The organism is Paraburkholderia aromaticivorans (genome assembly GCF_002278075.1).
In the GTDB taxonomy this organism is placed as follows: Bacteria; Pseudomonadota; Gammaproteobacteria; order Burkholderiales; family Burkholderiaceae; genus Paraburkholderia; species Paraburkholderia aromaticivorans.
The window spans coordinates 1,172,243-1,196,160 of sequence record NZ_CP022990.1 but is presented as its reverse complement, the minus strand read 5'-3'; the positions used below and the strand labels follow the sequence as shown (position 1 = coordinate 1,196,160).

The following is a 23,918-nucleotide window of genomic DNA, read 5'->3' as shown; positions in this document are numbered from 1 at the left end:
GTATGAAGCACAACCTGTTCGATGCTTGGTGGAGTTTGATCAGCCGCTTCAGGAGTAGCCTCGTGTCGCGGCTACTCGTGACAGTGCTGCTCGTCAGCGGCGCGGTCACGGTGTTGTTGACCGGGCTGCAGCTTTACCGCGACTACCATCAGGGCGTGGAGCAGATTGAAAACAGGCTGGTCGATATTGACCGCAGCAATCGCGACAGTCTCGCGGAAGCCCTCTGGCGCCTCGACGATGCCCAGCTGCAACTGGAGTTGAACGGCATTCTGCGTCTCGCCGACATCCGCGCCGTGGAAATCCGCGAGACGGGACGAGGCAGCCAATCCGCCTACCTGAGCGCGGGTCAGCGCTCAGCCGGGCCCGTGATTGCCCGCGAGTTTCCGCTGCTGTACAGGGTGCAGGACAAGGAGCGCGAGATCGGCAAGCTCTATGTCGAGGCGACGCTGCTCGACCTCTACGGTGAACTGAAGCGCACCGCCGCGACGATTCTGATCACCCAGGCCGCCAACACCTTTCTCGTCTCACTGTTCATCGTCTACATCCTGTCCCGTCTGGTGATGCGGCACGTCGCGGCCATCGCGCGCACGGTGGAAAGCTACGATTTCCGCGAACCGCCCCAGCCGTTCAGTCTCCAGCGCCGCAAACGGCGTGAGCCGGACGAACTCGACCGCGTGGCCGCCGCATTCAATGCGATGGGCGCGCGGCTCTACTGCGCGTATCGCGACGAGCAGGACACGGCGGCCGAGCGCGAAGCACGCAATCTGGCGGAAGCGGCCAACCGGGCCAAAGGCGAGTTCCTGGCGAACATGAGTCACGAGCTGCGCACGCCGTTGAACGGGATTCTCGGCTATGCGCAGATTCTCGAGTGCGATGCCACGCTGAGCGAGCGGCAGCGAGAACGCGTGGCGTCCATCCGCCATAGTGGCGAGCATCTGCTGACCTTGATCGAAGACACGCTCGACTTCGCGAGGATCGAAGCGGGTAAGCTGCGAGTCGAGATAGGCGACGTGCCGCTGGCGGGGTTTGTCGATGTGATTCGGGACATCATCGACGTGAAAGCCGAGCAGAAGCAGCTCGACTTCATCTGCGAATTCGCGGCCGATGCGCCCGACGGCGTGCGCGCCGATGAGCGACGCTTACGGCAGGTCATGCTCAATCTGCTTGCCAACGCCGTCAAATTCACCGACTCCGGTTGCGTGAGCCTGCATATCTCCGGGGCCGAGGCAAACCGCGTCCGTTTCGAAGTGCGCGACACGGGAGTGGGCATTGGTCACGACCAGTTGAATACGATCTTCGAACCATTCGAACAACTGGGCGCGGCCGAGCGGCGAGTCGGCGGGACTGGTCTCGGCCTCGCCATCAGCCGCGAGTTCGTGCGTGCGATGGGCGGCGAGATCGAGGTGGAAAGCCGCCTCGGGCAAGGCAGCACTTTCCGCTTCGAGCTGCCGTCCGCGAGCGTGGCGCCGGTGTTGCGCAACACGGCGAACGCCGCGCCGCTCCCGGCCACGGCGACGGGTTACGAGGGCCCGCGCAGGAAGGTGCTGGTCGTCGACGATATCGAGGTCAATCGCGCGATCGTTGTAGATCTGCTCGGCCGTCTCGGCTTTGATACCGTCGAGGCGCAGAACGGTCGCGACGGGGTCGAGACGGCGCAACGCGAGCGGCCGGCACTCATTCTCACGGACATCGTGATGCCCGAGATGAACGGCCTTGAACTGACGCGTCGTTTGCGCCAATCGCAGGCGTTCGCTCAGGTTCCGATCGTCGCCATGTCCGCCAGCCCTTCCCGAATCAACCAGGCAATGAGCATCGAAGCGGGGGTGAACGCATTCCTGCCCAAACCGGTCGACCTGGAAGCGCTGCTGGTACAGATCGGCACGCTGCTCGGGCTGAAATGGACCCGTGCGTTACCGTCCGAGCGTGACGTGGCGCCCGAGGTCGGCCTAGCCGTCGTGCCTCGGCGACAGATGGAAGAATTGCATCATCTTGCCCGCCTTGGCGACATGCATGAAATCATCGCCTGGGCCGAGAATCTGGCGGCGCACGATTCGCGTTATCGCGCTTTCACGGGGCAGCTCTGCGCGCTGGCTCGCAACTATCAATCGAAATCCATACTTCATCTGGTCGAACGACAGTTGAATCTCGAGAGCAGGTCATGAACGAGCCCAACCCGGACTCCCGCGAACGCCCGACCATCCTCATCGCCGACGACACGCCGGCGAATTTCGGCGTGGTCGTCGAAACCCTGACGGACCGGGGCTATCGGGTGCTCATCGCGCTCGACGGCGAAGAGGCGCTGGAGCGCGCGCTGTTTTCCGCGCCCGACCTGATCCTGCTCGATGTGAAGATGCCGGGTATCGACGGCTTCGAGACTTGCCGCCGACTCAAGGCGGACCCGCGTACCCGCGATATCGCGGTCATCTTCATGACGTCTTTGACGGGCGCGGAAGACATGGTCGAGGGTTTCTCGGCCGGGGGCGTCGACTACGTGGCCAAGCCCGTCCGTGTCAACGAAATGATGGCGCGCATCGAGACTCATCTCGCCTTGCGGGTGATGCACCGGCAACTGGTCGCGCAGAACCGCCAGCTTCTGAACGAGGTGGCGGTGCGCCTCCAGGCCGAGGCCGAATTGTCGCGCGCGCGCGACGCACTCGAGGCAAAGGTCGAGCAACGCACGCGGCAACTCGAGGAGTCCAATGCGAGGCTGTCCGCCCAGGTCGACGAGCGGCGCCGGGCGGAAGCGAAGCTGCTGGCGAGCGAAGGGCGCTTTCGCTCGATCGTCGAAACCAGCCCGATTGCGCTGTGCATCACGTCGATGCCCGATGGCGTCATCCTGTATGCGAACGAACCGTTGCGAAAACTGGTCGGTCTCGATGCGGGCGTGGGCACGTTGTCCAATATCGTCGATTTCTATGTGGATGCCGCCGACCGTGACCGGCTCGTGTCGCATCTGTGCACCGAGGGCAGTTTCAACAACAGCGAAGTCCATATGCGGCGAGCCGACGGCTCGCGGTTCTGGGCCATGGCGACCGCACGCGTGGCGACCTTCGCCGACGCCCCGGCGATCTACGTCGGTCTGAGCGACATCACGTCGCGCAAGCGTATCGAGCAGGAGTTGTTCGAATCGCGCAATCAGTTGCGCGAGTTGTCCGCGTATATGGAGGCGATTCGCGAGGAAGAGCGCAAGCGCATCGCCATGGAGATTCACGATGAACTCGGCCAATTGCTGACCGCGCTGAAAATGGACGTCTCCCTGCTGAAAATGCGTCTCGGCACGGATCCGGACGCAATGCGCAAAGCCGACGACATGCGCGAACTCGTTGAAAGGACGATCTGGATGGTCCGCAACGTCGCGAACCATTTGCGGCCGGTAGCGCTGAACTATGGGGTCGTGTCGGCACTGGAATGGCTGGTCGAAGACTTCATGCGGCGCCATGGCATTCCTTGCCAGTTGCATATCAACGGGGGCGAGCCGGTGCTGCCGGAGGCTAGCGCCACAGCCGTGTTCCGTATCGTGCAGGCCTCGCTCACCAACGTCGGGCGCCACGCGCAAGCGACGCGCGCCGACGTGACTCTGACTAGAACGGCGAGCGCGCTCGATCTCCACGTGAGCGACGACGGCTGCGGTTTCGATCCAGCCGTGGCGCGTACGGGTTATTCCTACGGACTGCTCGGCATGCAGGAGCGCGCCCGCCTGATCGGCGGCGCGATGACTATCGACAGTGCACAAGGCATGGGCACCGCTATTTCCATTCACATTCCGCTCACAGGCGGGGCAGAAAATGATCGACGTCCTCATTGCTGATGATCACGCCGTGGTGCGTGGCGGCCTGAAACAGATTCTCGCGACGACCACGGATATCGTGGTCGCCGCCGAGGCCGCGCAAGGGTCGGAAGTGCTCGATCGGCTGCGCGCGCGGCGCTTCGATCTCGTGCTGCTGGACATGACCATGCCCGGCATCAGCGGAGTCGATCTGATCCGGCGCGTGCGCGCCGAACAGCCGTCCTTGCCTATTCTCGTGCTGAGCATCCACAACGAGGCTCAGGTCGTATCACGCGCGCTGCGCGCGGGCGCGACGGGCTATGTGACGAAAGACAGCGATCTGGACGTGCTGCTTGCGGCGATCCGCAAGCTGGCGGGAGGCGGGCGGTTCATCGACCCGAAACTGGTCGATGCCATGGTCTTCGAAACCCATTCCGGCGACGCGCCGCCGCATGAAGTGTTGTCCGACCGTGAATTCCAGGTGTTGCGGATGCTGGCAGCCGGTCAAAGCATCAACGAGATCGCCGAGTCGTGTTCGCTCAGCGCCAAGACGATCAGCACCCACAAGATGCGCCTCATGCAGAAGCTCGGTCTCAACAACAACGCCGAGCTGATCCGCTATGCGATCAGGCACGGTCTGGTGACGGAGTGACGGAGTTCCGGTGCCGGTAGGGAAATCCTGAGGCGCGAAGCAGCGCTTCCCGAATCAACAATCCGGTGCCGCTGACTGATGAATCCCCGCTGTTGTCCCACGATTGTCAAATGGGAACCTGATGTGCGGGGGCAGATGTGGATGCGACGAAAAGCTCACTACGCGGACTGCGCGCGAAATTATGGGCGACGGCGGGCGCGCTTCCGGTGCGCGTGCTCGCGCTGCACGGTTCGACGGACGGTCTGACTTGCCGGGTCTGTGTCGAAATCAGGCGGCCGGATGGACCGATCCTGCTGTTCTTTTATCGGCACGTCGACGGTACGTGGCACGTATTTCCGCCGGCGGAGAACCTGTGCAGAATGAGCTTCGAGCCGCTCGCGGGATGATACGAACGGGGCCGGACAAAGGAGTCGTCGATGAACAGAGACAACCTGGGGACACTGTCGGCGCATGAAGCAGCGTTGCGCGCGTGGTTGAGCGAATGGTACGACCACGCCTTCGCGACCGGTTTCATCCGGCCGCCATTCATCCTCGACGACGCGACCGCCTTGAGGCTGGAAGGTTATTTCGACGTGGGATTGACGCCCGCGGAGGGTGTCAAGGCGATTTTCGGCGTGGTGCATTGACTCATCGACGCGCCGGGGCATCCGGCGTGTCGATGAGGGGCTTACCCGGAGCGCTTCTTGGGTTGCTGAACTCCGTTAGTCGCTTCGGCAGCGTCGTCCCCATTTTCGCCGTTTTCCTCATCGATCCATCGCCGCGCCCATTCGAGCGCGTATTGCCGTGCCGTCTCGTGGTCTTCGAAGCCCGGACCGATCAGCCCGGAACGAGCGACTCGCCTTCCATCACGCACGATCTCGGCCCGCCCGCGGAAACGGGCGTTTGCCAGCGGATCGGCGCACACGTGGATGACATAGCCACGCGGGTCGGATTCGACCGGGCCTTTCGACGCGAGGCCGCTCCATGGTGAGGGCGGCAGTTGAACGCAGCGCAGGGTTGTCACCGGCGCGCGGGATTCGACGCGCTCAGGAACGGGTTCCCCGGCATTCGCGGAATTCGGGAGTTGCCGCGCGATATGCCTGAACGTATCGGCAGTGTGGGACGACTGCCATGTCTCGCGCGGTGTCTGCCATGCCGCCTGTTCGCTCCACAGCACCCGGCGAAGACCGTCATCGCGAGTCTGGCGATCGACGCGGTACGCCGGGGCCGCGCGGCGCTCAAGGGTAAATTGCGGACCGCACTGGAACCTGCGGCCACCGTTCGAAAGAATCCGGTACATCTGCGCCAGGGCACCGCTCGAACGCCAGGCCTCGAAACGGTGGCGGCAGGTCGGCGCCGACGGATAGTGGTTCGGCAACATCGACCAGGATTCGCCGGTCGTCAGCACCCACAGCACGGCGTTCGCCACGACGCGAACCTGCGCGCGAGGCCGGCCGCGCTGCCGGTGATGGATGGGCGGGTCCGCGAGGATGGGCGCGAGCAGCAGCCACTCTTCGTCACTGATTTCGTCGAAATGCACGCTGTCCTCCCCTACCCATTGCTTCGGGCGAGCCCGGGTGTCGCCGGTGCCGCCGGTGCCGCTACAGGCCGCTCGTCAGCCACGTTGGCAGCGACGAGAGGATCAGCAGGTCCTCGACACAATCGGATAGCTCGCACACCTCCTGAAATGAGGCATCGCTGGAATCGTGCGGATGTTGCCGTCTGAACTCGCGTAGAGCAGTGTTAAGACGACGCAGGGTGTCAGGCTCGCTGTCGAGGATCGGCCAGCCTCGCAATAGATACGTCAGCGGCGCGATGCTGCGGGATTCGCACCACTGGTCGAAGAGGCGTAAGCACATCGCGTTGATGTGCTCGATTGAATTTTCTCTCTCGGACAGATACGGAACCATGGCAACACCTGGATGAAAGCAATCGATGTGCGTTCATCGTATGCGGCCAGTTTTCGCCGTGCAGTCAGGGGATCAAGAAAATGTGAGCGGTAGATGCTGAACTCTGGGTCAGGGAATCCTTACTCACCGGCTGTCCCTGGCAGGGCGACTGCTGCCCGGAGAAGCGGTGATAGGGGTAGCTTCGGCGCCTGTGAGGGTTCGGAAACCACCTCACCGCGCGTTTGAAGCGCGCGCAGGCGTCACGCCCGGCTCGGCGCCGCGTCGAATCTGAATTGACAGATCAGTTCCGAGCTATCGGAGAGGACCTCGATTTCGGCCGGTGTCAGCGAACTGATCCGGGTTGCCATCGAGTCTGAGACGCCGAGCGCGCGTTTTGCCTGCTCTCTGTTTTCCTTAAGCATCCGCTGCGCGAGCAGCAGATACGATTGGTTGAATGCGGCGATTGCCTGCAGGCTGTCTGAATTCTTGGCCAATTGGGTTTTTCGTCCGGGAGAGTTGAAAGGGTCCGCCGCCGCTTATTCATCACGCGACAGATTCCGTTTATCAGTTTACTGATTGCGGTTTTCCCAATTCTGACAAAACCTTGATTCAATCCGCCTATAGGGACGATCCGTCGTATTTTTTTGTAAGTGATCGCGCGGGAATAGCGACGGGGTCACGCCGGTCAATCACATTGCTGTAGCGTTCCGTCATTTGATAAGCCTGATCAGACAAACGGTTAGCCGGATCGACTATTGGAAGACGATACTTGTTTCGGGCTTCTCTGCTCTCGGTGAACCCTTTCAACCTCGGTTAAACCTGCTCGTCGGTGGATTTGGGCGGGCAGGTTCTTTTTGCGATTCAGACACCGGTAATGCCATATAAATACCCGGTCATTCCACGCGCGAGATTCAAGTCCTATGCTTAATGTAACGAAAGCCGTCTTTCCGGTTGCGGGGCTCGGTACCCGCTTTCTTCCGGCGACCAAAGCAAGTCCGAAAGAAATGCTGCCGATTGTCGATAAGCCGCTGATCCAGTACGCGGTCGAAGAAGCGATCGCGGCCGGCATCACTGAAATGATCTTCGTGACGGGACGCAGCAAACGGGCCATCGAGGATCATTTCGACAAGTCGTACGAGATCGAGGCCGAACTCGAAGCACGAGGAAAGGAGAAGCTACTTTCGCTGGTACGCAGCATCAAGCCGAGCCATGTGGACTGTTTCTATGTTCGCCAGGCCGAAGCGCTGGGCTTGGGCCATGCGGTGTTGTGCGCGGAAAAGCTCGTCGGCGACAGTCCGTTTGCCGTCGTGCTGGCCGATGACCTATTGGACGGGCGGCCGCCTGTGCTGCGGCAGATGATCGACGTGTTCGATCATTACCATACCTCGGTGCTCGGTGTCGAAGAGATCGCGCCGGACGAGTCGAAGTCTTATGGCGTGATCGACGGCAAACAATGGGAAGAGGATATTTTCAAATTGTCGGGCATCGTCGAGAAGCCGGCGCCCGCGGACGCGCCGTCCCGTTTCGGCGTGGTCGGCCGCTATGTCCTCAAGCCGAGGATCTTCAAGCATCTGCGCGCATTGCGGCCGGGCAGCGGCGGCGAGCTGCAACTCACCGATGCGATCCAGTCGCTACTCGCCGACGAACAGGTGCTGGCCTATCGGTATAGCGGCACGCGTTTCGATTGCGGAAGCAAGCTCGGCTACCTGAAGGCGACGGTGGAGTTCGCGCTGCGCCATCCCGAAGTGTCGTCGGACTTCAGCGAATATCTCGCGAGTCGCATGCCGGAACTGCAGATTTAATCGACTCCGCGTGGGAGGCCTGTCGACGTGGCAACGTGGCAGGCCGCCGTGGCTTCCGGCAACGTCGGCCGCGCAGTGCGGGCCGCGTTCGCGACCTCACTGCGTTGCGTGCGCGCTCAACGCGCGCCAGATGGTGTTTCAACCCCGCCAATGCCGGCAATGAACCGCGTGAATTGATCGAGGTGCCAGGCGGCGTTCGAATAGCTTCTCTCGCGAGCGGTAGGCGAGAGAAGCGCGCTGACGTGCGCGATGCAGACCTCGTCGGACGGCTGTGGCTCTTTGGGCCCAGGCAGTCCGTTGTCCAGCAGGAATTCCGCGCACTTGCGTTGATAGCAGAACAGCAGGACCGGGACGTCGTACACGAAACTGACGATCGCACCGTGCAGCTTCGAGGTGACGACGCACGCCGCGGCCGCCAGCAGATCGACCACCTCGGTAATCGAATCGCCGTATTGAAAGCGGCTCACCGCGACGTTCGATGGCGAGAACAGGCGGGCAATGTCGCCCGTGACCGCAACGCTCTCGTCGTCCAGCGAGACGAACAGCACTTCGTCGACGAGGCGCCGGCTGTCGACGTCGGCCAGCACGGCCAGCACCGCGTCCATGTATTGCCGCAGATGAATGGACACCACCAGCGTGCGCCGATCGTGCGCCCTGCGCTTCGGCGTGTAGAGTGCCGGCAGTGCGAAAGCCAGATCCTTGAGGTTGGCGGGCGCCGAGCCTGTCGCGTCCGCAACCGCGCGAACCGATGCTTCATCGCGAACCGCTATGCAGGGCAACGCCCTGAGCACGCCGGTAAACGCGTGGCGCCGCTCAGCTGTCGCGAACGGCCCGACCGACACGCCGACTGCGGCGACGGGCCTGTTGAACCGCCGCCCCGCGTTGACGATCAGCTTCGCGAACGACAGCGAAGCATTGGCGCCGAATAACGAGCCGCCGCCGAACACCGCAGCTCTCGCGCGCAACAGAGCGGCCACATAGGTCACGGAGCGGGCCGCCGCGCCCATTATCCCTGGCCGCGTCCACAACGCTCTTGCAACCGGCAAATGGAACAGATGCGTCAATTCCTGCGCGGGCGATGCGCCGACGATCAGCGGGAGAATCCCCGGTGTCCTGATCGACATCGACTGCAGTAGGTAGCCGAACAGATCGTCGCCGAAATTGTGCCGTCCATAGAAACCGAAGAACGCGATGCGCGTTTCACGTCTCGGGGCGGCGTTTCTGCGCGCATGGTCGCGGACCTCGGCACGGCGTGCCGGCGAACTGGGTGCGACGCGTGCAGGGGCGTCGGTTTCAGATGTATTCATTTCAGGACCTCATGGGAAAGCGCGTGCGTGACGGCCGGCAGACGGCGGTCTTGCATCGGCGTCAGCAAACGCCGGTAGACCCCCACATAAGAACGGAACAGTTGCGTGTCGCCGAAGCGGCTGCGCGCATGCGCGCTCGCGGCGGCCCCCATGCGCTGCCGTAGCGCCGCGTCGTCGATCAACTGGCGGGTGTAGCGTTCGAGCTCTTCGTCGTCGTTGGCGAGAAAGCCGGTCACGCCGTGAACGATCACGTCGCGGTTGCCCACGATGCGGCTGGCCACCGCGGGCAGTCCGGCCGCTTGCGCTTCGATCAGCGCGATCGGCATGCCTTCCCAGAGCGAAGGCAAAACGAAGATGTCGCACTGCGAAAGCCGCCGGCGAAGCTCCGCAGCCGGAATCCAGCCGCTTACCTGAACCGTGTCGCGATCGATCCAACGCTCGATCGCCTCGGATTCGCCGTCGCCGAACCATACGAAGCGGGCGGCCGGGCTGGACGAAAGTTGTTGCGCGAGCCGGGTGAAGCGCCAGGGCGCCTTCTGATACGTGACGCGTGCCGACGTGCATACGACGACCCGTTCGCCGGCCGTTCTATGAGCGCCGCTGCGGAATTCGTCGAGCTTCACGGCGTTCTCGACCAGACTGGTGCGCTCGGCGCGCAACAGCAGCATGCGTGCGTAACGCAATTCGCTCTTCGAACAGGCGACGATATGGCCGCCCGTGGCGTGCAGCATCCGCTCCACCAGCAGGAACAGCCTGATCTTGCGCGGCGAGATATCTTCTTTGAGAAAGGCGAAGCCGTGCGGCGAATAGATCGTGCGCGCGGTGATGCCGAGCAGGCGCGCCGCGATCCGGCCCACCGCCGCGGCTTTCGACGAATGCAGATGGACGATGTCCGGGCGCTCGCGCAGTAGCGCGATGAGCAGCCGGAACACGCTGACGATGTCGTGAACGCCGATGCTGGTGCGCATGTCGACGACCTCGCGGCGCACCCGCGGGTCGAACAGCTCGTTCAGCTTCGCGGCCGGCGGCGTGTCTTGCCGCATCGAATGCAGCACGAGGACCTCGTCGCCGGCGGCCGCCTGACGGTTGGCCAGCAGCGCGACGCAGTGCAGTACGCCGCCACCCAGTGCTTCCGTTACGTGTACGATTTTCTGTCGCATGATCGCTCACCCCAGTTCCTGAATTGATGGAGCCGCCTGATAAGGCAGAAACGGCGACTGTCCGTGTCCTTCTTCATCGGTCATGTTGTGGATGCGTCCGGCCAGCGCGATCAGTCCGATGACAAACAGGCAGCTCGCCAGATTGGTCCGCATGCGGCCGGTCGGCGGCGCGAACTGACGCCACAGCACGACCAGCATCAGATTCACGAGAATCAGCTGAAAGCGGATGCCCGCATACGTCACCTGGGTCATCCCGTACAGCACCGCCGCCAGCACGGCGCAGATCAGCCAGCCGATCGGCGGAATGGCGAATTGCCGCCGGTAGACGATCATCACGCCCAGCATCAGCATCTGGATCATCAGGAAGAGGAGTCCCGACGACGCGTTCGGCGCCGCGATGCCGGTGTAGAGGCTGGTCTTGTCGGCGAAGTAGTCCGGCATGACGAGCGAACCGCCGATGACGGCAACCGCGACGCCGACGAACATCAGCGTGTGACCGCGCCGGGTGGTCGCGATGAAGAGCAGGAACAACAGCGCAGAAGAAAAGTGCACGCAGGTGCCGAGCAACGCGTAGATGAAGTAGCGGAGCGGCTTCCTGTGCGGAGCGACACGCGTGGCGAGCAGAAAGATCGCCGACGCGAGGCCGAAGCGCATCACGTTCATGGTCAGCTCGTAGAACATACCCGGCACGAGGATCAGTCCGCCGAACCAGATACCGAAGCGGCTGCGGGAAATGGACCACAGCAACAACAGCGCGGTCGTCATCGAAATGCTGTTGACGACGAACCGCGGATCGGGGTCGATCGACCAGAGGAGCCGCGCATACGCATTGAACAGCGGCTCTGCGCCATAGCCGTTGCCCTGGCCGAGATCCGTGAACGCCTGGTAATACGCGGCGGTGTCGGTCCCGCTATGGCCGCGCAAGACGGCCAGCGCGACCATCGGCAGCGCGCAGGTCAGAACGACCGCGGGGTTGGTCCCGCCATAGGCGATGCACAGCGCCACGCCGAAATAGAAGACCACGAGGGGGACGAGGTAGTAAGTCATGTCGCACGCCCGGCCGTTTGCGGCGTCGCGGTGGAGGCGAGGACGTCGCTCACGCAAATCTCCGCGACACCACGCAGCGTCGAAAATATTTCATTGCGCTCAGCAGCGAAAAACACAGCCATTCGACAGGGCTGATGACTTTGCGTCTGCGCAACTGCAGATAGTTGTCCTGCTCGCCTTTCTGGATTTTCCAGAGTTGAGCGCTCAGGCCGGAGCGCGCGCCGAATTGCGCCTTGTAGATGTACGAAAGCGGCGTCGGAAACAAATAGGCGCGGCCGCGATCTACCAGCACGACTTCGAGCAACATGAAGTAGTCCTCGGCATGACGTTTGGTTTCGTCGAAGCGGGCGCCGACGTCCGCGCGCATCAGAATGCTGGAGGGCGTGAAGCGATTCGAGAACAGCACGTGCCGGCGCGACACGCGGCGTGGCACGCCGACGGGCGGCAATGGTTGCGATTGGGCCGGTTCGCCGGCGTCGAGTTGCGCGACCGGGTGGCCGGTGATCGTCGCCTCGGGACAGGCGCGCATCCATCCGTACTGGATCTCCATCTTCGCGGGATGCCAGCAGTCGTCCGAGTCGAGAAAGGCAATGTAGGGCTGTCCCGCCGCGGCCCATGCGGCATTGCGCGCGGCGCCGGGTCCCGCATTGCGGGGCTGCAGCAGGACGCGAATCCAGCCGGCCGGATAGGTCCGGGCCAGTTCGTCGAGCAGTTCGCGGGTGCCGTCCGTGCTGCAATCGTCGACGAGGATCAACTCTTTGGGGCGCCACGTTTGCAGGAACACGGACTGGACCGCGCGCCCGATCGTATCGCGGCAGTTGAAGCACGGAACGATCGCGCAGACCGGAATCATTCTGGCGACGCTGGACGAGGAAACGTCGACGGTCGGCTGAATCGCGGCAGCGGGCGCCGCTTGATGCCGCGCGCCGGCGAGAAAGTGACGCGCGCACAGCACGGACAGCGCGGCCCACACGACTTCGCCCGCAACTGAAGCAAGCGCGGCGCCGACGATACCCGCCACCGATACGCCGATCACACCTGCAATCACGCTGACCAGCAGGGCGGCGAACGCGCAGCGGTTGCGCACGCGAATCAGATTGCTGGTGGTCATCACCGAGGAAGCGCTGACCGTCAGAAACCTGAAGGGCGTGCTCAATGTCATGAGGACGACTACGCTGACCGATTGCTCGTATTGGCGGCCGAACACCACGGGGATCGCGAACGGCGCGAGCACTGCCGCGACGAGCGCCAATACGGTGCCCGAGGCGAACATCCATTTGCTGCCGTCGCGGTACATGCGTTCGAGACGCTCGTCGCCCGAAGCGGCCCAGCGATGCAGACGCGGCATCAGCAGTTTCTGGAACAGCACGGTCGGCAACAGATAGAGCGCCGTCAGCATGGTTATCGCGACGCTATACACGGCGACGTCCTGCGGCGTGCCGAGGTGCGCGACGATCACCAGCCCGCTTTGTCCGTATGCGTAGAAGAGCAGGCTCGACATGCCGAACGGCAACGCATTGCGCCAGAGTTCATGCGTCGACGGCGTCGGCAGTCTGGCGTGGGCGGCGCGCGCGGCGGATTGCGGGCCGTGGCCGACCAGTTCCACCGCGCCGCGCCGCAGCGCGGAGACCGACCGCCAGGCGCCGAGCGTCACGATCGCGCCGATGCAACCGAAACCGAGCGCGATCGCGTCGCTGGTCGCCGCGAGCTTCCAGCAGGCCAGCACCAACGCGAGACGGGCGGCATGCTGCAATGCCTGCCACAGCGCAACCCGACCGAACCGCTCTTCGAGCTGCAGTTTCGCCGAGGCCATTTCGATCGCGCCCTGTGTCAGGATCACCGGCAGCATCGACAGCAGCAACTGGCGGGTGCGCATGTCGGCTGTGCCGAGCCAGGCCCACAGCACGGCGGCGACGATGCACAGCGCCGCGCTGCGTGCGATGAACCGCACCGACGCCTCCATCCAGCGCCGTGCCGCCCAGCCTTCGGTGCCGTAGGCTTTGAGCCAGAACGACGGCACGCCGAAGCCGACCGCCGGCGCGATGATCGTCACGACGGCGAGCGCGGCGGCGAACTGTCCATATTCCGCCGGCGCGAGGGACCGCGCGAGGCTCGCCTGCACGGCAAAGGCCAGCCCGGCTGAACCCAATGCGCTGACGGACAGCAGGGACGCCGCCCAGGCGTCGCGGCTTCGCTGCGTCATGGCGCCACCTCGTCCATCACAGGGCGGGACTCTTCGCTTCGCGAGCGCGTATAGCGATAGCTGCCGTAGGTCGTGCCGTAGCGGAAACGTCCGGCGTGCCGGTCGATTCCGTTGAGCACCACGCCTTTCACGTCGACGCCGACCTGGCGCAGGCGGCGCGCGCACTCTTCGAGCTCCGCCGGCTTCGTGATGGAGGCGCGCGCCACGAGGAACACATTGCCGCTGGAGTAGGGCGCGAGAATCGCCGCGTCGGGTACGGGCAGCAGCGGCGCGGTGTCGACGATCACCACGTCGTAACGGGCGGCGAGCGTCCTGAAGAGTGCGGCCACGCCCGCACCGCCGAGATGGTCGGCGGCGTTGGGCGGCATCGACCCGCTTGGCAGGAAGTCGAGCGTCGATCGCTCGACCTTGCGGACCGACGCGTCGAGCTCGCTGGTGCCGGCGATCACATCGGCGAGACCCACCGCCGAGTGGCAGCCATACGCACGGCTCAGTCCGCTGCGCCGCAGGTCGCCGTCGATCAACAACACGCGTTTGCCGGTCCGCGCGAGCACTGCGGCCACGTTCGACGCAATGAACGATTTGCCGATGTTGGGTGACGGCCCGGTGAACATCACGACGTTGTTGCCGGAGTCGGACAGCGAGAACTGCAACGCCGTGCGCAGACTGCGCAAGCTTTCGATCGCCGGGTCGGCCGGATCTACGAACGCGAGCGGGCGGCGCGCCGGCGTTTTGCGCCGCAGAAAGCCGGGCCCCATGAAACCGCGGCGCTTCGCCATCGGCACGACCGAGAACACGCTGAGGTCGGTCTGTTCTTCGATCTCGTGCGAATCCGAAATGCCGCGGAACAGCAGATCGCGGATGAACGCGGCGGCGGCCGCCGCGAACAGCGCGAGCACGACCACGACGACACACAGCACGGGGCGCCACAACCGGATTGGCTGGTCGGGCAGCAACGCGTTATCGAGCACGCGGACGTTGCCGATCCGGCCCACTTCGAGAATCTGCAACTGCTCGATGTTGTTCAGCAAGCCGACATACAGATCGTTGCTGATCTTCACGTCGCGTTGCGCCGTCACCACCTGACGCTGGATCTCCGGCAGGCGATCGATGCGCTGGTTGAAGCCGGCCGATTGCGACTGCAGCACCTTGATCTGGTGATCGAGCGCGACCACCGTCGGATTGGTCGGCTCGAAGCGGGTCAGGGCCTCCGCGCGTTTTTGCAGCAGCGTGCTGATCAGCGTCTCGTTGTCGGCTGACTGTTGCAGCAGCGCGCGCGCCTCGCCGTCGAGATCGACCGATCCCAGCTTGCTGCGCACTGTGGCATACGCGCTCTCCGCGGTATCGAGCTTCTGGCGCAAATCGGGCACCTGGCCGCGCAGAAAGGTCAGCGAACGCGCGGCCTGCTCCGCCTTACGGTCTTCGTTCTGGCCGACATAGTGGCGCGCGATGTCGTTGAGGATCGCGGTGATCAGCACCGGATCGCTGCCGCGCAGCTTGACCTGCAGAACGTTGGAGTCTTTGCCAAGTTCGCTGATCGACAGGCTGCGCTGCAGCCTGTCGATCGTTTCCAGACGCGATTGCCGGGTGAGCTTGAAGCGCGCGCCGGTTGCCGCGTGGATCGCGCCGACCTGCAGCGTGATGGGGCCGTCGTCGCTGACGAAGGTTTCGGTCCTGCCGATCCGTCCCACGACGCCCTGTTCGAGGCCGGTGCCGGAAAGCCGGTAGGTGCCGGCGTCCAGAACCGTCAGGCGGTATTGCTCTCCCTCGAAGCCGACGGGCACGTCGAAGCGCTCGACGAGGGCGCTTTCGTCGCCCCACGTATAGCCGCCCATGCCGAGAAAGCCGGGACGGGACAGCCCCTTGCTGGAGCGCGCGATAGCGCGGCCGATCAGCGGAAAGCGAGCCGGCTCCACGTCGATGTCGAGGCGCAGATTGTCGACGGCCGAAGCCACGACGAGCCGCGACTGCAGCACCTGCATTTCCGTATCCGCGGACGACTTGACGTCGAGCATGGACGACAGATCCTGACCCAGCAGCGATGACGCGGTGGTGGCGGCGGAGCCCTCGTCGACCTGCGTGATGATGTTGACCTGATACTGCGGGTCCGACAACAGAACCGCCGCGATCCCGAGAATCGATACGGTGCCGAAGATCCACAGCATCATGTGCCGGTACAGCATGAATACATCGAGCATGGCCGCGAGGTTGAACTCCTTCTCGGCGGCGGCTTCATACGGCATATTCGGCGGGTTCATTGAACACCTCCGTCGACGCAGAGCGCTTCGGAACGGGCACGGCCGCCCGCTGGTCCGTTCAGGTCCGTCAACCGTCTGACCCAGTGATCGATGCCGGTCTGCAAGGCTGCGCGACAGGTGCGGAACTCGGCGAGCGGCATGCCCATCGGGTCGTCGATATCCGTGTCGTCGAACTCGCGCAGCGGGAAGATGCGGCCGCGCATCACCGGATACAGCGAGTGCAGGCTGCGGGTCTGCGCGGCGGTCATGGTCAGTATCAGATCCGCGTCGTTCGCGAGCTGGCGGGTCAACTGCACGGCGCGGTGCGCGCGGATGTCGATGCCCACTTCGGCAAGCGCCGCGACGGCCTCTTTCGCGGCGGGTTGCCCCACCTCGGCGGCGAGACCGGCCGAGCCGACGCGCAGGCCGTCGCTGCGCTGCTGAAGGAGAGCCGCCGCCATCGGGCTGCGGCAAAGGTTTCCGTGGCAAACCATGAGAACGTTGGAAATCATCTGGTCCTGGTTTCTTTGTGTTGAGACGTTGCGGACTCGAACCCGGCGCTGCAAAGCGGGCCTCATGAGCGCCATACCGCCAGTTCGCTTAACTCGAGCTTTCCCGTCCAGCCGATGAAACTCGTCTTGAGCGTGGCCTGAACGGCGCCAGCGGGAACAGTGGCTTGTGCACCCGCAAGCGCGTTCGCCGGGCTTTGCGATTCGCTGATGCCGAGCGCAACGCCCTCCGCCGCGTAGAACTGGAAGGTGAATGCCGTGCGCCCCTTTGCGGCCGCTGTCGCCGTGCAGGCAGCGAGCACGGTTTCACCGGGGTTGACCGGGAAAGGAGTTCGCGTGGTCAGTGAGAGCGGTTCGTCGCCCCGCTCCGCCGTCGCCAGCCGCAATGCCTGTTGCGACCGGGCCGGTGCGCCGGTTCCCGCGATGGTGTCGAGCGTGACGAGCTCGCCGGCGGCTCGCGCAGCGGCGGTGGACGACAGGGTCCAGTGCGTCAGCGCGCTCACCGGCGTGCCGGGGCTATCCAGCGTGAAGCGGCTGTCGGCGTTGATCACGGCGCCCCGCCATGGCAGTGCCGCAACTTTCTGGAAGCTCATCGCGCTGAGCGCTTCAACCGGCACTTCGTCGCCGATCAAGGGCGTCAGCGCGTCTTGTTGCGGCGACTCGAAACGCCACTCGAGTCCTGACGCCGAGAACTTCGCCGTACCGGCGACCAGTTGACGAGGCGCATTGTTGAGGTCCTTGCGCTTCCAGTGCCTCGGCAACACGATCGAGTCGCGGAACACGGTGCGCAGATGCTTGCCCGCGTCGGTCGCGTCGACCAGCAGTCCGTCGATCCCCTCGATGTGGCAGTGGTTGAACGCCACCGTGCCAAAACGGGCGTGCTTGCCGAAATACACCACGTCGCCATTGAAATCGAACGAGCAGGCGTCGAAGACGAAGTCCATGCTGTCCGAGTCGATGTCGAGCGCGTGTGCCGACCCCGCAAACGTGCAATCGATGAAGGTCATCCGTTCGCCGCTGTTGACGCTTCTGCCGACGCCGGGCGCCACGCGGATGGCGGCCTCGCGGTTCTGTTCGAAGCGCGAGGAGAACCACGCGGTGAGGTAGGTGTTGAGCGGATCGATGCGTAGCGCGCTACCCCAGCCGGTGACCACGACATTGCGGCCGCCGGCGTCTCTCACGGCGCCCGGAAAGCCGGCCTGACGGTTGCCGAGCACGATGCCCGATCCTTCGGCCCGCGCCTTGCCTGGACCGAGTATCGAGATCGTGCCGCCGGTGCCGTCGAGGAACGGCGAACGGTCACCGGGGAAACGCAACTCCGTGGCAGGCAGCGTGGTTTCGTTTCTGCATGTCAGGCCGTCCCAACCCACCGGCATTTGCGAGAAGTCGAGCAAAACGCCGCCCACCGAGCACAACTTGATCCACGGCGTAGTGTCGAGCGTCTGCGTGAGCACGTACCGGCCGGCGGGAATCAGCAGCGATGGCAGACAGGACGTATCGCGCGCGCGCAATGCGAGATTGCGGACGTAGTCGATCGCGCGTTGGAACGTGCCGGTGTCGTCGCTCGCGCCTTTGCCTTTGGCGGCGAATTCGCCGAGCCAGCGAAAGCCGTTCGGGGCCGGGTTGTCGACAGATTCACCCCAGCCGCGCGAAACGGCGCCCGCGCCCAGAAACGCGACGCCGGCGGACAGACCGATGGCGGAGCGGCGATTTACCATGGCGTCACCGTCACGCGCCGGTTCGGGAGGAATCGCGAGGTCGTGGTCATTTCGTCACCAGCCCCGCAGTCAGGCCCGCGTTGATGGCGGGAAGCAGAAGACTCAGCACACGGCTGAAGCGGACCAGCCCGTTGCCGTCGACATAGACGACGTCCTTCGGTTGCAGCTCGAAGCGGTTGGCGAGGATCATCGAAACGGGCGACGCGGCGTCGAGGTGAAACACCCGTGCGTCCTTGCCGAGCCCGCGGATCACGTACAGTTGCGCGGCGTCCGCGGTCGCCGAGTTGATGCTGCCCGCCTGCGAAAGCGCGTCGCTCAACGTCAGCTGACCGCTCCGAAGCGGCAGTGCGGTAACGGGCTTGGTGACTTCGCCGAGCACGAACACGCCGTTTTCTTCCCGGGCCGACACACGTATCAGATCGCCGGGACGCAGCATGATGGTCGACGGATTCAGGCCGCGTTGCAGCATGCCGGTGAAGTTGATGTCGTACGAACGGCCGTTGCGGGTCAGCGTAATGCGGCTCTGGTCCGCCGCGGCACTGAAGCCGCCCGCGTGACTGATCGCGTCGTACAGCGTGGTCGGGATATCGTTGATGGATTGCGCTCCCGGCGTGCGGACTTCGCCGTCCACATAGACCTGCTTCGCGCGAAACGACGCAATGCGCACCGTCACCTGCGGGTCGTGGAACGACTTGCCCAACTCCGTCGCGAGCTTGCGTTGCACCTCGTCGACCTTCATGCCCTCGACATGAATATTGCCGACGAACGGAAACTGCAGATAGCCCGCGTCGTCGACGACAAACCCCGGCGGCGGGTCATACGTGCGGGCATTCGCGGGCGGCTGGGCACCGAGCGCCGCGGCCAGTTCCGGATGATCCCAGACCGTGATCTGCAAGACATCTCCGCCCCCGATCGTATAGGCATGACCGCGGCCGAGCAGGGCGCTCGCGCTGGCATCGTCGCGGCGTTCGGCTTCGCTTCTGATTTCATCGATCGACGACAAGGTCACTTCGGTCATCGGCACCGGCAACTGCTCTGCCGGCGCCTGTTCAGTCGCACTGTTCATCGGCAAGCTGGGTGCCTTCTGCATCTTCATGCCGGGCGCTATCGTGCAGGCGGACAGGGCGAGTGGGAGCGCCGCGATCCAAACCAGCCGGCTCATGGAAAATATCTCGACGCCGCCGCGACGCAACGCGTTGGACCTGACTTTCAATTGCTTCACTCCGATTCCTTTGATTGGGCTCGCCGACCTCCTTCTCGCGGTCCGCGGCTCCACGTCATGGTTAGTACGCCTGTTTGCCGAAGAACCCGCGAACGACGGTGCGCAGCACGATCTTGATATCCATTCGGAACGAGCGATGGCGCAGGTAGTACAGGTCGTATTCGACGCGTCCGGCCATCTTCTCCAGCGCGTCCGTCTCGCCCCGGAAGCCGTTGATCTGCGCCCATCCGGTGATGCCCGGTTTGATCCGATAGCGGTCGAGGTAGCCGGAGATCAACGGCTCGTAAAGATCGTCGTGCTCGAGCGCATGCGGACGGGGACCGACAATCGACATTTCGCCGCGCAGCACATTGATGAATTGCGGCAACTCGTCGAGACTCGTGCGGCGCAGGAAGCGGCCCACTGGCGTGATGCGGCTGTCGTTGCGGGTTGCCTGACGCACCACGCCACGCTCTTCCGAATGAACCCGCATCGAACGGAACTTGTAGATCCAGAACGGGCGACCCTTGAGACCCTTGCGGCGCTGCCGGAAAAAGACCGGGCCCGGCGACGACAGCTTGATTGCGATCGCAATCACGACGAACAGCGGGGCAAGCCCGATGAGAGCGGCAAGTGCGAACGTCCTGTCGAAAATTTCCTTGCCGGTCATTGCTTCGCCGGAAATGGCGGACGGCGACAGACTGAGCGATGGGATATCGAGGGTGTCGAGCGACGCGACACCGGCATACAGGCCAAGCGGCATGAAGTCGGGCATGAGGCGTATTTCCACCAGCGTGCTCTTCAGCACTTCGATGCAATGGGCGGCCGCCGCGTGCGCGGACAACGGCAACGCAAGCCACACTTCATGCACTCCGCCGGACCCTGCCAGGGTCGCGAGGCGAGCGAGCTCCATGTCGCGATGCCTGCCGGCGTCCGTGCCGGTGCGCCCGTCGGGGCCGTGCAACTCGACCACCTCCGCGACCCGGAAATTCCTTTGCTGGCTGGAGTCGACCTTCGCGACGATCTGCTTCAGGTATTCGCCGTGGCCCACGACCACGACATTGCGCACATGCAGCCTGAAACTGCGCAGCGAAGAGTGCAACGCAGAAGCGGCCAGTCGCCACGACGCGATCAGGACCGCGCCGATACCGGTCCACCATGCGATCCACGAGAGCAGCGCGGTGTCCTGCCGGTGCATCGACAGCAGAAGCAGCAGGCCGGCGAACTGCAAGGCGAGCCATGCCGGAAGCAGTCGCGCGTATAGACGTTGTAGCGCCCGAGCCGGCGCTACAGCGTAAACGCCGAGCGCCGGCAGCAAGGCGGTCGACGACAGCAGGATCACGATCGCGAACAGCAATTGCAGTGGTCTGTTTTCCGGGCCCTGCACCGCGGCGATATGGGCCGAGACGACAGCGGCGAGCGCAATGCACCCGGTATCGACCAGGCGGGCGATAGCTTGTTTCATGAGAATCTCCGTGGCGACGGGGAGTAAACGGTCCCGCGATCTCTCGATCTTTACGAAGCAGGGCGGCGCATCCGCCTGACCACGTCCGGTTGGGACGACTCGTTATCAGCGAGGCGGTTGCGTTCGATCGTTCGATACTCCGTCGGTGAAATCGACAGATGCTGGCGGAACAGCTTCGCAAGCCGATCGCCGCTGCCGAGCCCCGTGCGCCGCGCAATCTTGTCCGCGGGCAGGTCCGTATCCACCAACATATGGCAGGCTTTTTCGAGGCGGACTCGCAGGACGAACTCGGTCGGCGTCACGCCGATCTCCTGCTTGAAGCGGCGGAGGAAATTGCGTTCGCTCATCGCGACGGCCTGAGCGGCTTCCGCAATCGACACGCGGTTCTCGCTGTTGACGCGCAGGTGATGCGCCGACGAGCGAATCAGGTCGCTGGCGCGTGCTTCGCGCGAATCGAAGACCGACTGGGTGAACTGCTTGGGCGTGGCGGGCAGCAGGTCGTGCGCCACCTGGCTCGCCGTCTCGTAGCCGCAATCCCGCTTGACCACGGACAGCGCGCTGGTCAGCGCGACCCCTGCGTCGGCATCCATGCCGGCCGTCCTCGTGGCGGATAGCGTACCTGGCGGCATCGACGGGCCGGCCATCTCCGTCGGCGCGACGACCTTCGGCTCGAGGCCGGCCATTTCGAGAGCGCCGTGTCCCCCGCCGATGCCTTGAACCACCTGCGCGTGCGGATAGGTGTTGCGCAGCCAGGAGAGCAGCCGTTCGTCGTTTGCGGCAGGCAGGGCCGTGGCGCCGCCGAGCGCGAACAGCGCATGCACGTCTTTGGCGTAGTGCGCATCGACCGCGTCGGTCCAGATCAACACGCCCGACGACGAGCGGATGGCTCCGCCGCTCGCGGACAGCAACTGCAGTTCGTAGTAGTTGTGCACTGCGTTCTCAGGATCCCGAAGACGGTTCGCAAGACTGAATGTCTCGGCGAGCCGCCCCATGTGAATGAGCGAGAATCCTTCGAAAAGGAGAATCACAACCTGTCTGCGACGGCGTGCCAAGCCGATGCTGCGGCCCATCATGAGATGAATTGATTTCCTCGTTATATCAGTCGCATATTCCATATCGCTGGCCCCCGGCACTAATATGTAAATTAGGTTTTCTGCAGCGCATCATATTCGCGGGGAGGCTTTGATCAGATGAATGCGTCTGATTCAACCATGTTCTTGTCTGAATCGATCAAGAAGGGTTGAGCGGCAATTTGGCCGGCTGGAATGCATCCAGCGCCGCGAAGCAGCGCGCGGAAATTCCCGAATCCCTTTGTGTCGGGGGAGTGAATACCGCGGGAGAGTTCGGTATGCGAAAAGACGTAGTCGAATGAAAACGGATTTCGCTTTCAATGCCGCTCGCTTGCCGAGCTCAATTAAATGAATTGGCGGTCAAAAGGACTGGCATAAATTACCGATTTTTCAAAGGAAATTTATTGAGCATTGTTGTGCGGCGGGACGTGTGCGGCAAATCGACGAGGCTCGCGCGCGGCGCCGATAGCGCCGATAGCCGCCGATACCAATAGCGAGCGCGCTTGCGCCGCGCGCAGGCGGCTTCTCTATTCGTCTCGGATTCGCGTCGCCGCAGGCCTCTCGTGAAGCCGAATTGCAGCAGATAGCTGCGGCCCCTGCGGGGCCAGTCGGACAGCGCGCTGGGGTGGCTACTCGGGGCAGGCTTCCTGAGTCTGACGGTAGTCGGTGGGCGTGGTCGACAGATACTTTCTGAACAGCTTGGATAGCTGGCTGCCGCTGCCGATCCCGCAGCGCCGCGCTATCTTGTCGATGGGCAAACGCGACTCCACGAGCATCCGGCAACTGAGGTTCAGACGCGCACGAAGGAGATAGTCGGAAGGCGTCATGCCAATCTCGTTTCTGAAGCGCCGCAAGAAGTTGCGCTCGCTCATGGCCGCGAGGCGCGCCGCGTCGTCGATCGAGATCGGACGATCGATATTGGCCTCCAGCCAACGGGCCGACGCCAGGATTTTTTCGCTCACATGGGGCGCCGTGCTGCGGGCTATGGAGGCACTGAACGGTGTTTCCTGCTGGGGTGCGATGGAATCGTCCACCTGGCGAGCCAACTCCGGGCCGAGGTCTCTTTCGATCATGCGCAATGCCACGCCCACGGCCGTTGGCGCCACGCGCCGCGACCGCGCTGCGAGGGCAGCGGATGCTTCAGTGCCGCCGCGCGGCGGCGAATCGTAACGGCTGGAAAGCCCTGCTGCCGCCAACAGCAGCACACCCTCGGCGACGGGATGGACGATCTCGCTGAGCGGATGCCGGTGGCGCAGCCAGTTGCGCAGGCGTTCGTCGGTGCACGCGCTTTGTGCGCCCGCGCCGCCTGCGATGAACACGACGTGCGTGTCGTTCGTGCCTCTGTAGGCGTCGACGCTCTCGGTCCAGACGAACACCGACGATGAACTCGCGACGCGGCCACCCGCGGCGGAAATCAGCGAGACGTCATAACGCGCGCGGCCCCAGCGCTGCGACGCGGCGAGTGCGTTCGCCTTGTGGAAGATCTCGATGAGCGCTGCGACCTTCGGCAGCGCAAAGTCATTGAACAGCGCGATATCGACGCGAGTCAGCGCGCCTGTTTGCGCCGGCATGGCGCTTTGCCTCGAACTACGCGGCTCTGCTTCTAACAGCTCCATTTGGTTTTTCCCCGGAATGTTGTGGCCAGCAAAGGCGTTCTCTCGACACCCTGTCATTTCTATTTGTCGGCGTATGTTATACAAATGATACTGACGCCATTATTGTATTGCCGATTCTGCCAGGAGGTTGGCAGTTGGTGACATTGAATGGCTAGCGAATTCGCCATTGCGGTGCATATAGCAGCCGGAAATTGAATTGGCGCAAGCCATATGTGGAGAAAAGCGAGACTGGATGCATGACGCCTTTTCGGAAATCGTGTATGTCAAATGAATGAAACTCGTATTTGAGGCGGTGCT

Annotated in this window: 20 protein-coding genes; 6 read left to right on the top strand and 14 right to left on the bottom strand. The window is 63.7% G+C overall.

What is annotated here, in order from left to right; all coding sequences use genetic code 11:
• The first annotated feature begins 2 nt into the window (after positions 1 to 2).
• The 5 genes from CJU94_RS25075 to CJU94_RS25055 all read left to right on the top strand — a co-directional run bounded on the left by CJU94_RS25075 (position 3) and on the right by CJU94_RS25055 (position 5,044).
• Positions 3 to 2,162, top strand: coding sequence for an ATP-binding protein (locus tag CJU94_RS25075; protein WP_095421347.1), 2,160 nt, complete (start codon positions 3 to 5; stop codon positions 2,160 to 2,162).
• Positions 2,159 to 3,808 (top strand): response regulator, encoded by a 1,650-nt coding sequence (locus tag CJU94_RS25070; RefSeq protein ID WP_095421346.1) that lies wholly within the window; start codon positions 2,159 to 2,161, stop codon positions 3,806 to 3,808. The genes CJU94_RS25075 and CJU94_RS25070 overlap by 4 nt, the downstream gene beginning before the upstream one ends.
• Positions 3,786 to 4,418 carry a response regulator gene (locus tag CJU94_RS25065; RefSeq protein ID WP_095421345.1) on the top strand — a complete coding sequence of 211 codons (633 nt, stop codon included), beginning with the start codon at positions 3,786 to 3,788 and terminating at the stop codon, positions 4,416 to 4,418. Before CJU94_RS25070 ends, CJU94_RS25065 begins: the two co-directional genes overlap by 23 nt.
• 137 nt (positions 4,419 to 4,555) lie before the next feature.
• Positions 4,556 to 4,804, top strand: a complete 249-nt coding sequence (locus CJU94_RS25060; RefSeq protein WP_095421344.1) for a hypothetical protein — start codon at positions 4,556 to 4,558, stop codon at positions 4,802 to 4,804.
• 30 nt (positions 4,805 to 4,834) lie between these two features.
• Complete coding sequence (locus CJU94_RS25055; RefSeq protein ID WP_095421343.1) at positions 4,835 to 5,044, top strand: hypothetical protein; 210 nt, start codon at positions 4,835 to 4,837, stop codon at positions 5,042 to 5,044.
• A gap of 41 nt (positions 5,045 to 5,085) precedes the next feature.
• Here the strand turns inward: CJU94_RS25055 and CJU94_RS25050 are convergent, their stop codons facing one another.
• The 3 genes from CJU94_RS25050 to CJU94_RS25040 form a co-directional block, all read right to left on the bottom strand.
• Complete coding sequence (locus tag CJU94_RS25050; protein ID WP_244221069.1) at positions 5,086 to 5,937, bottom strand: transposase; 852 nt, start codon at positions 5,935 to 5,937, stop codon at positions 5,086 to 5,088.
• Positions 5,938 to 5,998: 61 nt separating this feature from the next.
• Positions 5,999 to 6,307: a hypothetical protein gene (locus tag CJU94_RS25045; RefSeq protein ID WP_095421342.1), complete on the bottom strand. Its 309-nt coding sequence runs from the start codon at positions 6,305 to 6,307 to the stop codon at positions 5,999 to 6,001.
• 239 nt (positions 6,308 to 6,546) lie between these two features.
• The gene (locus tag CJU94_RS25040; protein WP_095421341.1) at positions 6,547 to 6,780 is read right to left on the bottom strand and encodes a flagellar transcriptional regulator FlhD; all 234 of its coding nucleotides are present in this window, start codon (positions 6,778 to 6,780) and stop codon (positions 6,547 to 6,549) included.
• A 426-nt stretch (positions 6,781 to 7,206) separates the two neighbouring features.
• Between CJU94_RS25040 and galU the strand changes: the two genes are divergently transcribed.
• Positions 7,207 to 8,088 carry a UTP--glucose-1-phosphate uridylyltransferase GalU gene (galU, locus tag CJU94_RS25035; RefSeq protein WP_095421340.1) on the top strand — a complete coding sequence of 294 codons (882 nt, stop codon included), beginning with the start codon at positions 7,207 to 7,209 and terminating at the stop codon, positions 8,086 to 8,088.
• 116 nt (positions 8,089 to 8,204) lie between these two features.
• Here galU and CJU94_RS25030 read toward each other — a convergent pair whose 3' ends face one another.
• From CJU94_RS25030 to CJU94_RS24980, 11 genes are all read right to left on the bottom strand, one after another.
• Positions 8,205 to 9,395, bottom strand: a complete 1,191-nt coding sequence (locus CJU94_RS25030) for a polysaccharide pyruvyl transferase family protein (RefSeq protein WP_095421339.1) — start codon at positions 9,393 to 9,395, stop codon at positions 8,205 to 8,207.
• Positions 9,392 to 10,555: a glycosyltransferase gene (locus tag CJU94_RS25025; protein ID WP_095421338.1), complete on the bottom strand. Its 1,164-nt coding sequence runs from the start codon at positions 10,553 to 10,555 to the stop codon at positions 9,392 to 9,394. The genes CJU94_RS25030 and CJU94_RS25025 overlap by 4 nt, the downstream gene beginning before the upstream one ends.
• A 6-nt stretch (positions 10,556 to 10,561) precedes the next feature.
• Positions 10,562 to 11,602 carry an EpsG family protein gene (locus CJU94_RS25020; RefSeq protein ID WP_095421337.1) on the bottom strand — a complete coding sequence of 347 codons (1,041 nt, stop codon included), beginning with the start codon at positions 11,600 to 11,602 and terminating at the stop codon, positions 10,562 to 10,564.
• Between the two features lie 49 nt (positions 11,603 to 11,651).
• Positions 11,652 to 13,805 carry a glycosyltransferase gene (locus CJU94_RS25015; protein ID WP_095421336.1) on the bottom strand — a complete coding sequence of 718 codons (2,154 nt, stop codon included), beginning with the start codon at positions 13,803 to 13,805 and terminating at the stop codon, positions 11,652 to 11,654.
• Entirely contained in the window at positions 13,802 to 16,063 is a 2,262-nt protein-coding gene (locus CJU94_RS25010) for a polysaccharide biosynthesis tyrosine autokinase (RefSeq protein WP_095421335.1), read from the bottom strand. The genes CJU94_RS25015 and CJU94_RS25010 overlap by 4 nt, the downstream gene beginning before the upstream one ends.
• Positions 16,060 to 16,503, bottom strand: coding sequence for an arsenate reductase/protein-tyrosine-phosphatase family protein (locus CJU94_RS25005; RefSeq protein WP_157763805.1), 444 nt, complete (start codon positions 16,501 to 16,503; stop codon positions 16,060 to 16,062). Before CJU94_RS25005 ends, CJU94_RS25010 begins: the two co-directional genes overlap by 4 nt.
• Positions 16,504 to 16,616: 113 nt before the next feature.
• Complete coding sequence (locus CJU94_RS25000) at positions 16,617 to 18,269, bottom strand: hypothetical protein (protein ID WP_095421333.1); 1,653 nt, start codon at positions 18,267 to 18,269, stop codon at positions 16,617 to 16,619.
• A gap of 46 nt (positions 18,270 to 18,315) precedes the next feature.
• Positions 18,316 to 19,431 carry a polysaccharide biosynthesis/export family protein gene (locus tag CJU94_RS24995; protein ID WP_095422784.1) on the bottom strand — a complete coding sequence of 372 codons (1,116 nt, stop codon included), beginning with the start codon at positions 19,429 to 19,431 and terminating at the stop codon, positions 18,316 to 18,318.
• A gap of 121 nt (positions 19,432 to 19,552) precedes the next feature.
• A complete protein-coding gene (locus tag CJU94_RS24990) occupies positions 19,553 to 20,935 on the bottom strand; it encodes an undecaprenyl-phosphate glucose phosphotransferase (RefSeq protein ID WP_095421332.1) in 1,383 nt (460 codons plus the stop codon).
• Positions 20,936 to 20,985: 50 nt separating this feature from the next.
• Positions 20,986 to 22,005, bottom strand: coding sequence for a GlxA family transcriptional regulator (locus CJU94_RS24985; RefSeq protein ID WP_244221085.1), 1,020 nt, complete (start codon positions 22,003 to 22,005; stop codon positions 20,986 to 20,988).
• A gap of 629 nt (positions 22,006 to 22,634) precedes the next feature.
• Positions 22,635 to 23,621: a GlxA family transcriptional regulator gene (locus CJU94_RS24980; RefSeq protein ID WP_095421330.1), complete on the bottom strand. Its 987-nt coding sequence runs from the start codon at positions 23,619 to 23,621 to the stop codon at positions 22,635 to 22,637.
• Between the last annotated feature and the right edge of the window lie 297 nt (positions 23,622 to 23,918).

Coding starts and splice junctions, on each gene's coding strand:
- CJU94_RS25075 (WP_095421347.1), top strand. CDS start 3: ATGAAGCACAACCTGTTCGATGCTTGGTGGAGTTTGATCAGCCGCTTC.
- CJU94_RS25070 (WP_095421346.1), top strand. CDS start 2,159: ATGAACGAGCCCAACCCGGACTCCCGCGAACGCCCGACCATCCTCATC.
- CJU94_RS25065 (WP_095421345.1), top strand. CDS start 3,786: ATGATCGACGTCCTCATTGCTGATGATCACGCCGTGGTGCGTGGCGGC.
- CJU94_RS25055 (WP_095421343.1), top strand. CDS start 4,835: ATGAACAGAGACAACCTGGGGACACTGTCGGCGCATGAAGCAGCGTTG.
- CJU94_RS25045 (WP_095421342.1), bottom strand. CDS start 6,307: ATGGTTCCGTATCTGTCCGAGAGAGAAAATTCAATCGAGCACATCAAC.
- galU (WP_095421340.1), top strand. CDS start 7,207: ATGCTTAATGTAACGAAAGCCGTCTTTCCGGTTGCGGGGCTCGGTACC.
- CJU94_RS25030 (WP_095421339.1), bottom strand. CDS start 9,395: ATGAATACATCTGAAACCGACGCCCCTGCACGCGTCGCACCCAGTTCG.
- CJU94_RS25025 (WP_095421338.1), bottom strand. CDS start 10,555: ATGCGACAGAAAATCGTACACGTAACGGAAGCACTGGGTGGCGGCGTA.
- CJU94_RS25020 (WP_095421337.1), bottom strand. CDS start 11,602: ATGACTTACTACCTCGTCCCCCTCGTGGTCTTCTATTTCGGCGTGGCG.
- CJU94_RS25015 (WP_095421336.1), bottom strand. CDS start 13,805: ATGACGCAGCGAAGCCGCGACGCCTGGGCGGCGTCCCTGCTGTCCGTC.
- CJU94_RS25010 (WP_095421335.1), bottom strand. CDS start 16,063: ATGAACCCGCCGAATATGCCGTATGAAGCCGCCGCCGAGAAGGAGTTC.
- CJU94_RS25005 (WP_157763805.1), bottom strand. CDS start 16,503: ATGGCGGCGGCTCTCCTTCAGCAGCGCAGCGACGGCCTGCGCGTCGGC.
- CJU94_RS25000 (WP_095421333.1), bottom strand. CDS start 18,269: ATGGTAAATCGCCGCTCCGCCATCGGTCTGTCCGCCGGCGTCGCGTTT.
- CJU94_RS24995 (WP_095422784.1), bottom strand. CDS start 19,431: ATGAGCCGGCTGGTTTGGATCGCGGCGCTCCCACTCGCCCTGTCCGCC.
- CJU94_RS24990 (WP_095421332.1), bottom strand. CDS start 20,935: ATGAAACAAGCTATCGCCCGCCTGGTCGATACCGGGTGCATTGCGCTC.
- CJU94_RS24985 (WP_244221085.1), bottom strand. CDS start 22,005: ATGGGCCGCAGCATCGGCTTGGCACGCCGTCGCAGACAGGTTGTGATT.
- CJU94_RS24980 (WP_095421330.1), bottom strand. CDS start 23,621: ATGGAGCTGTTAGAAGCAGAGCCGCGTAGTTCGAGGCAAAGCGCCATG.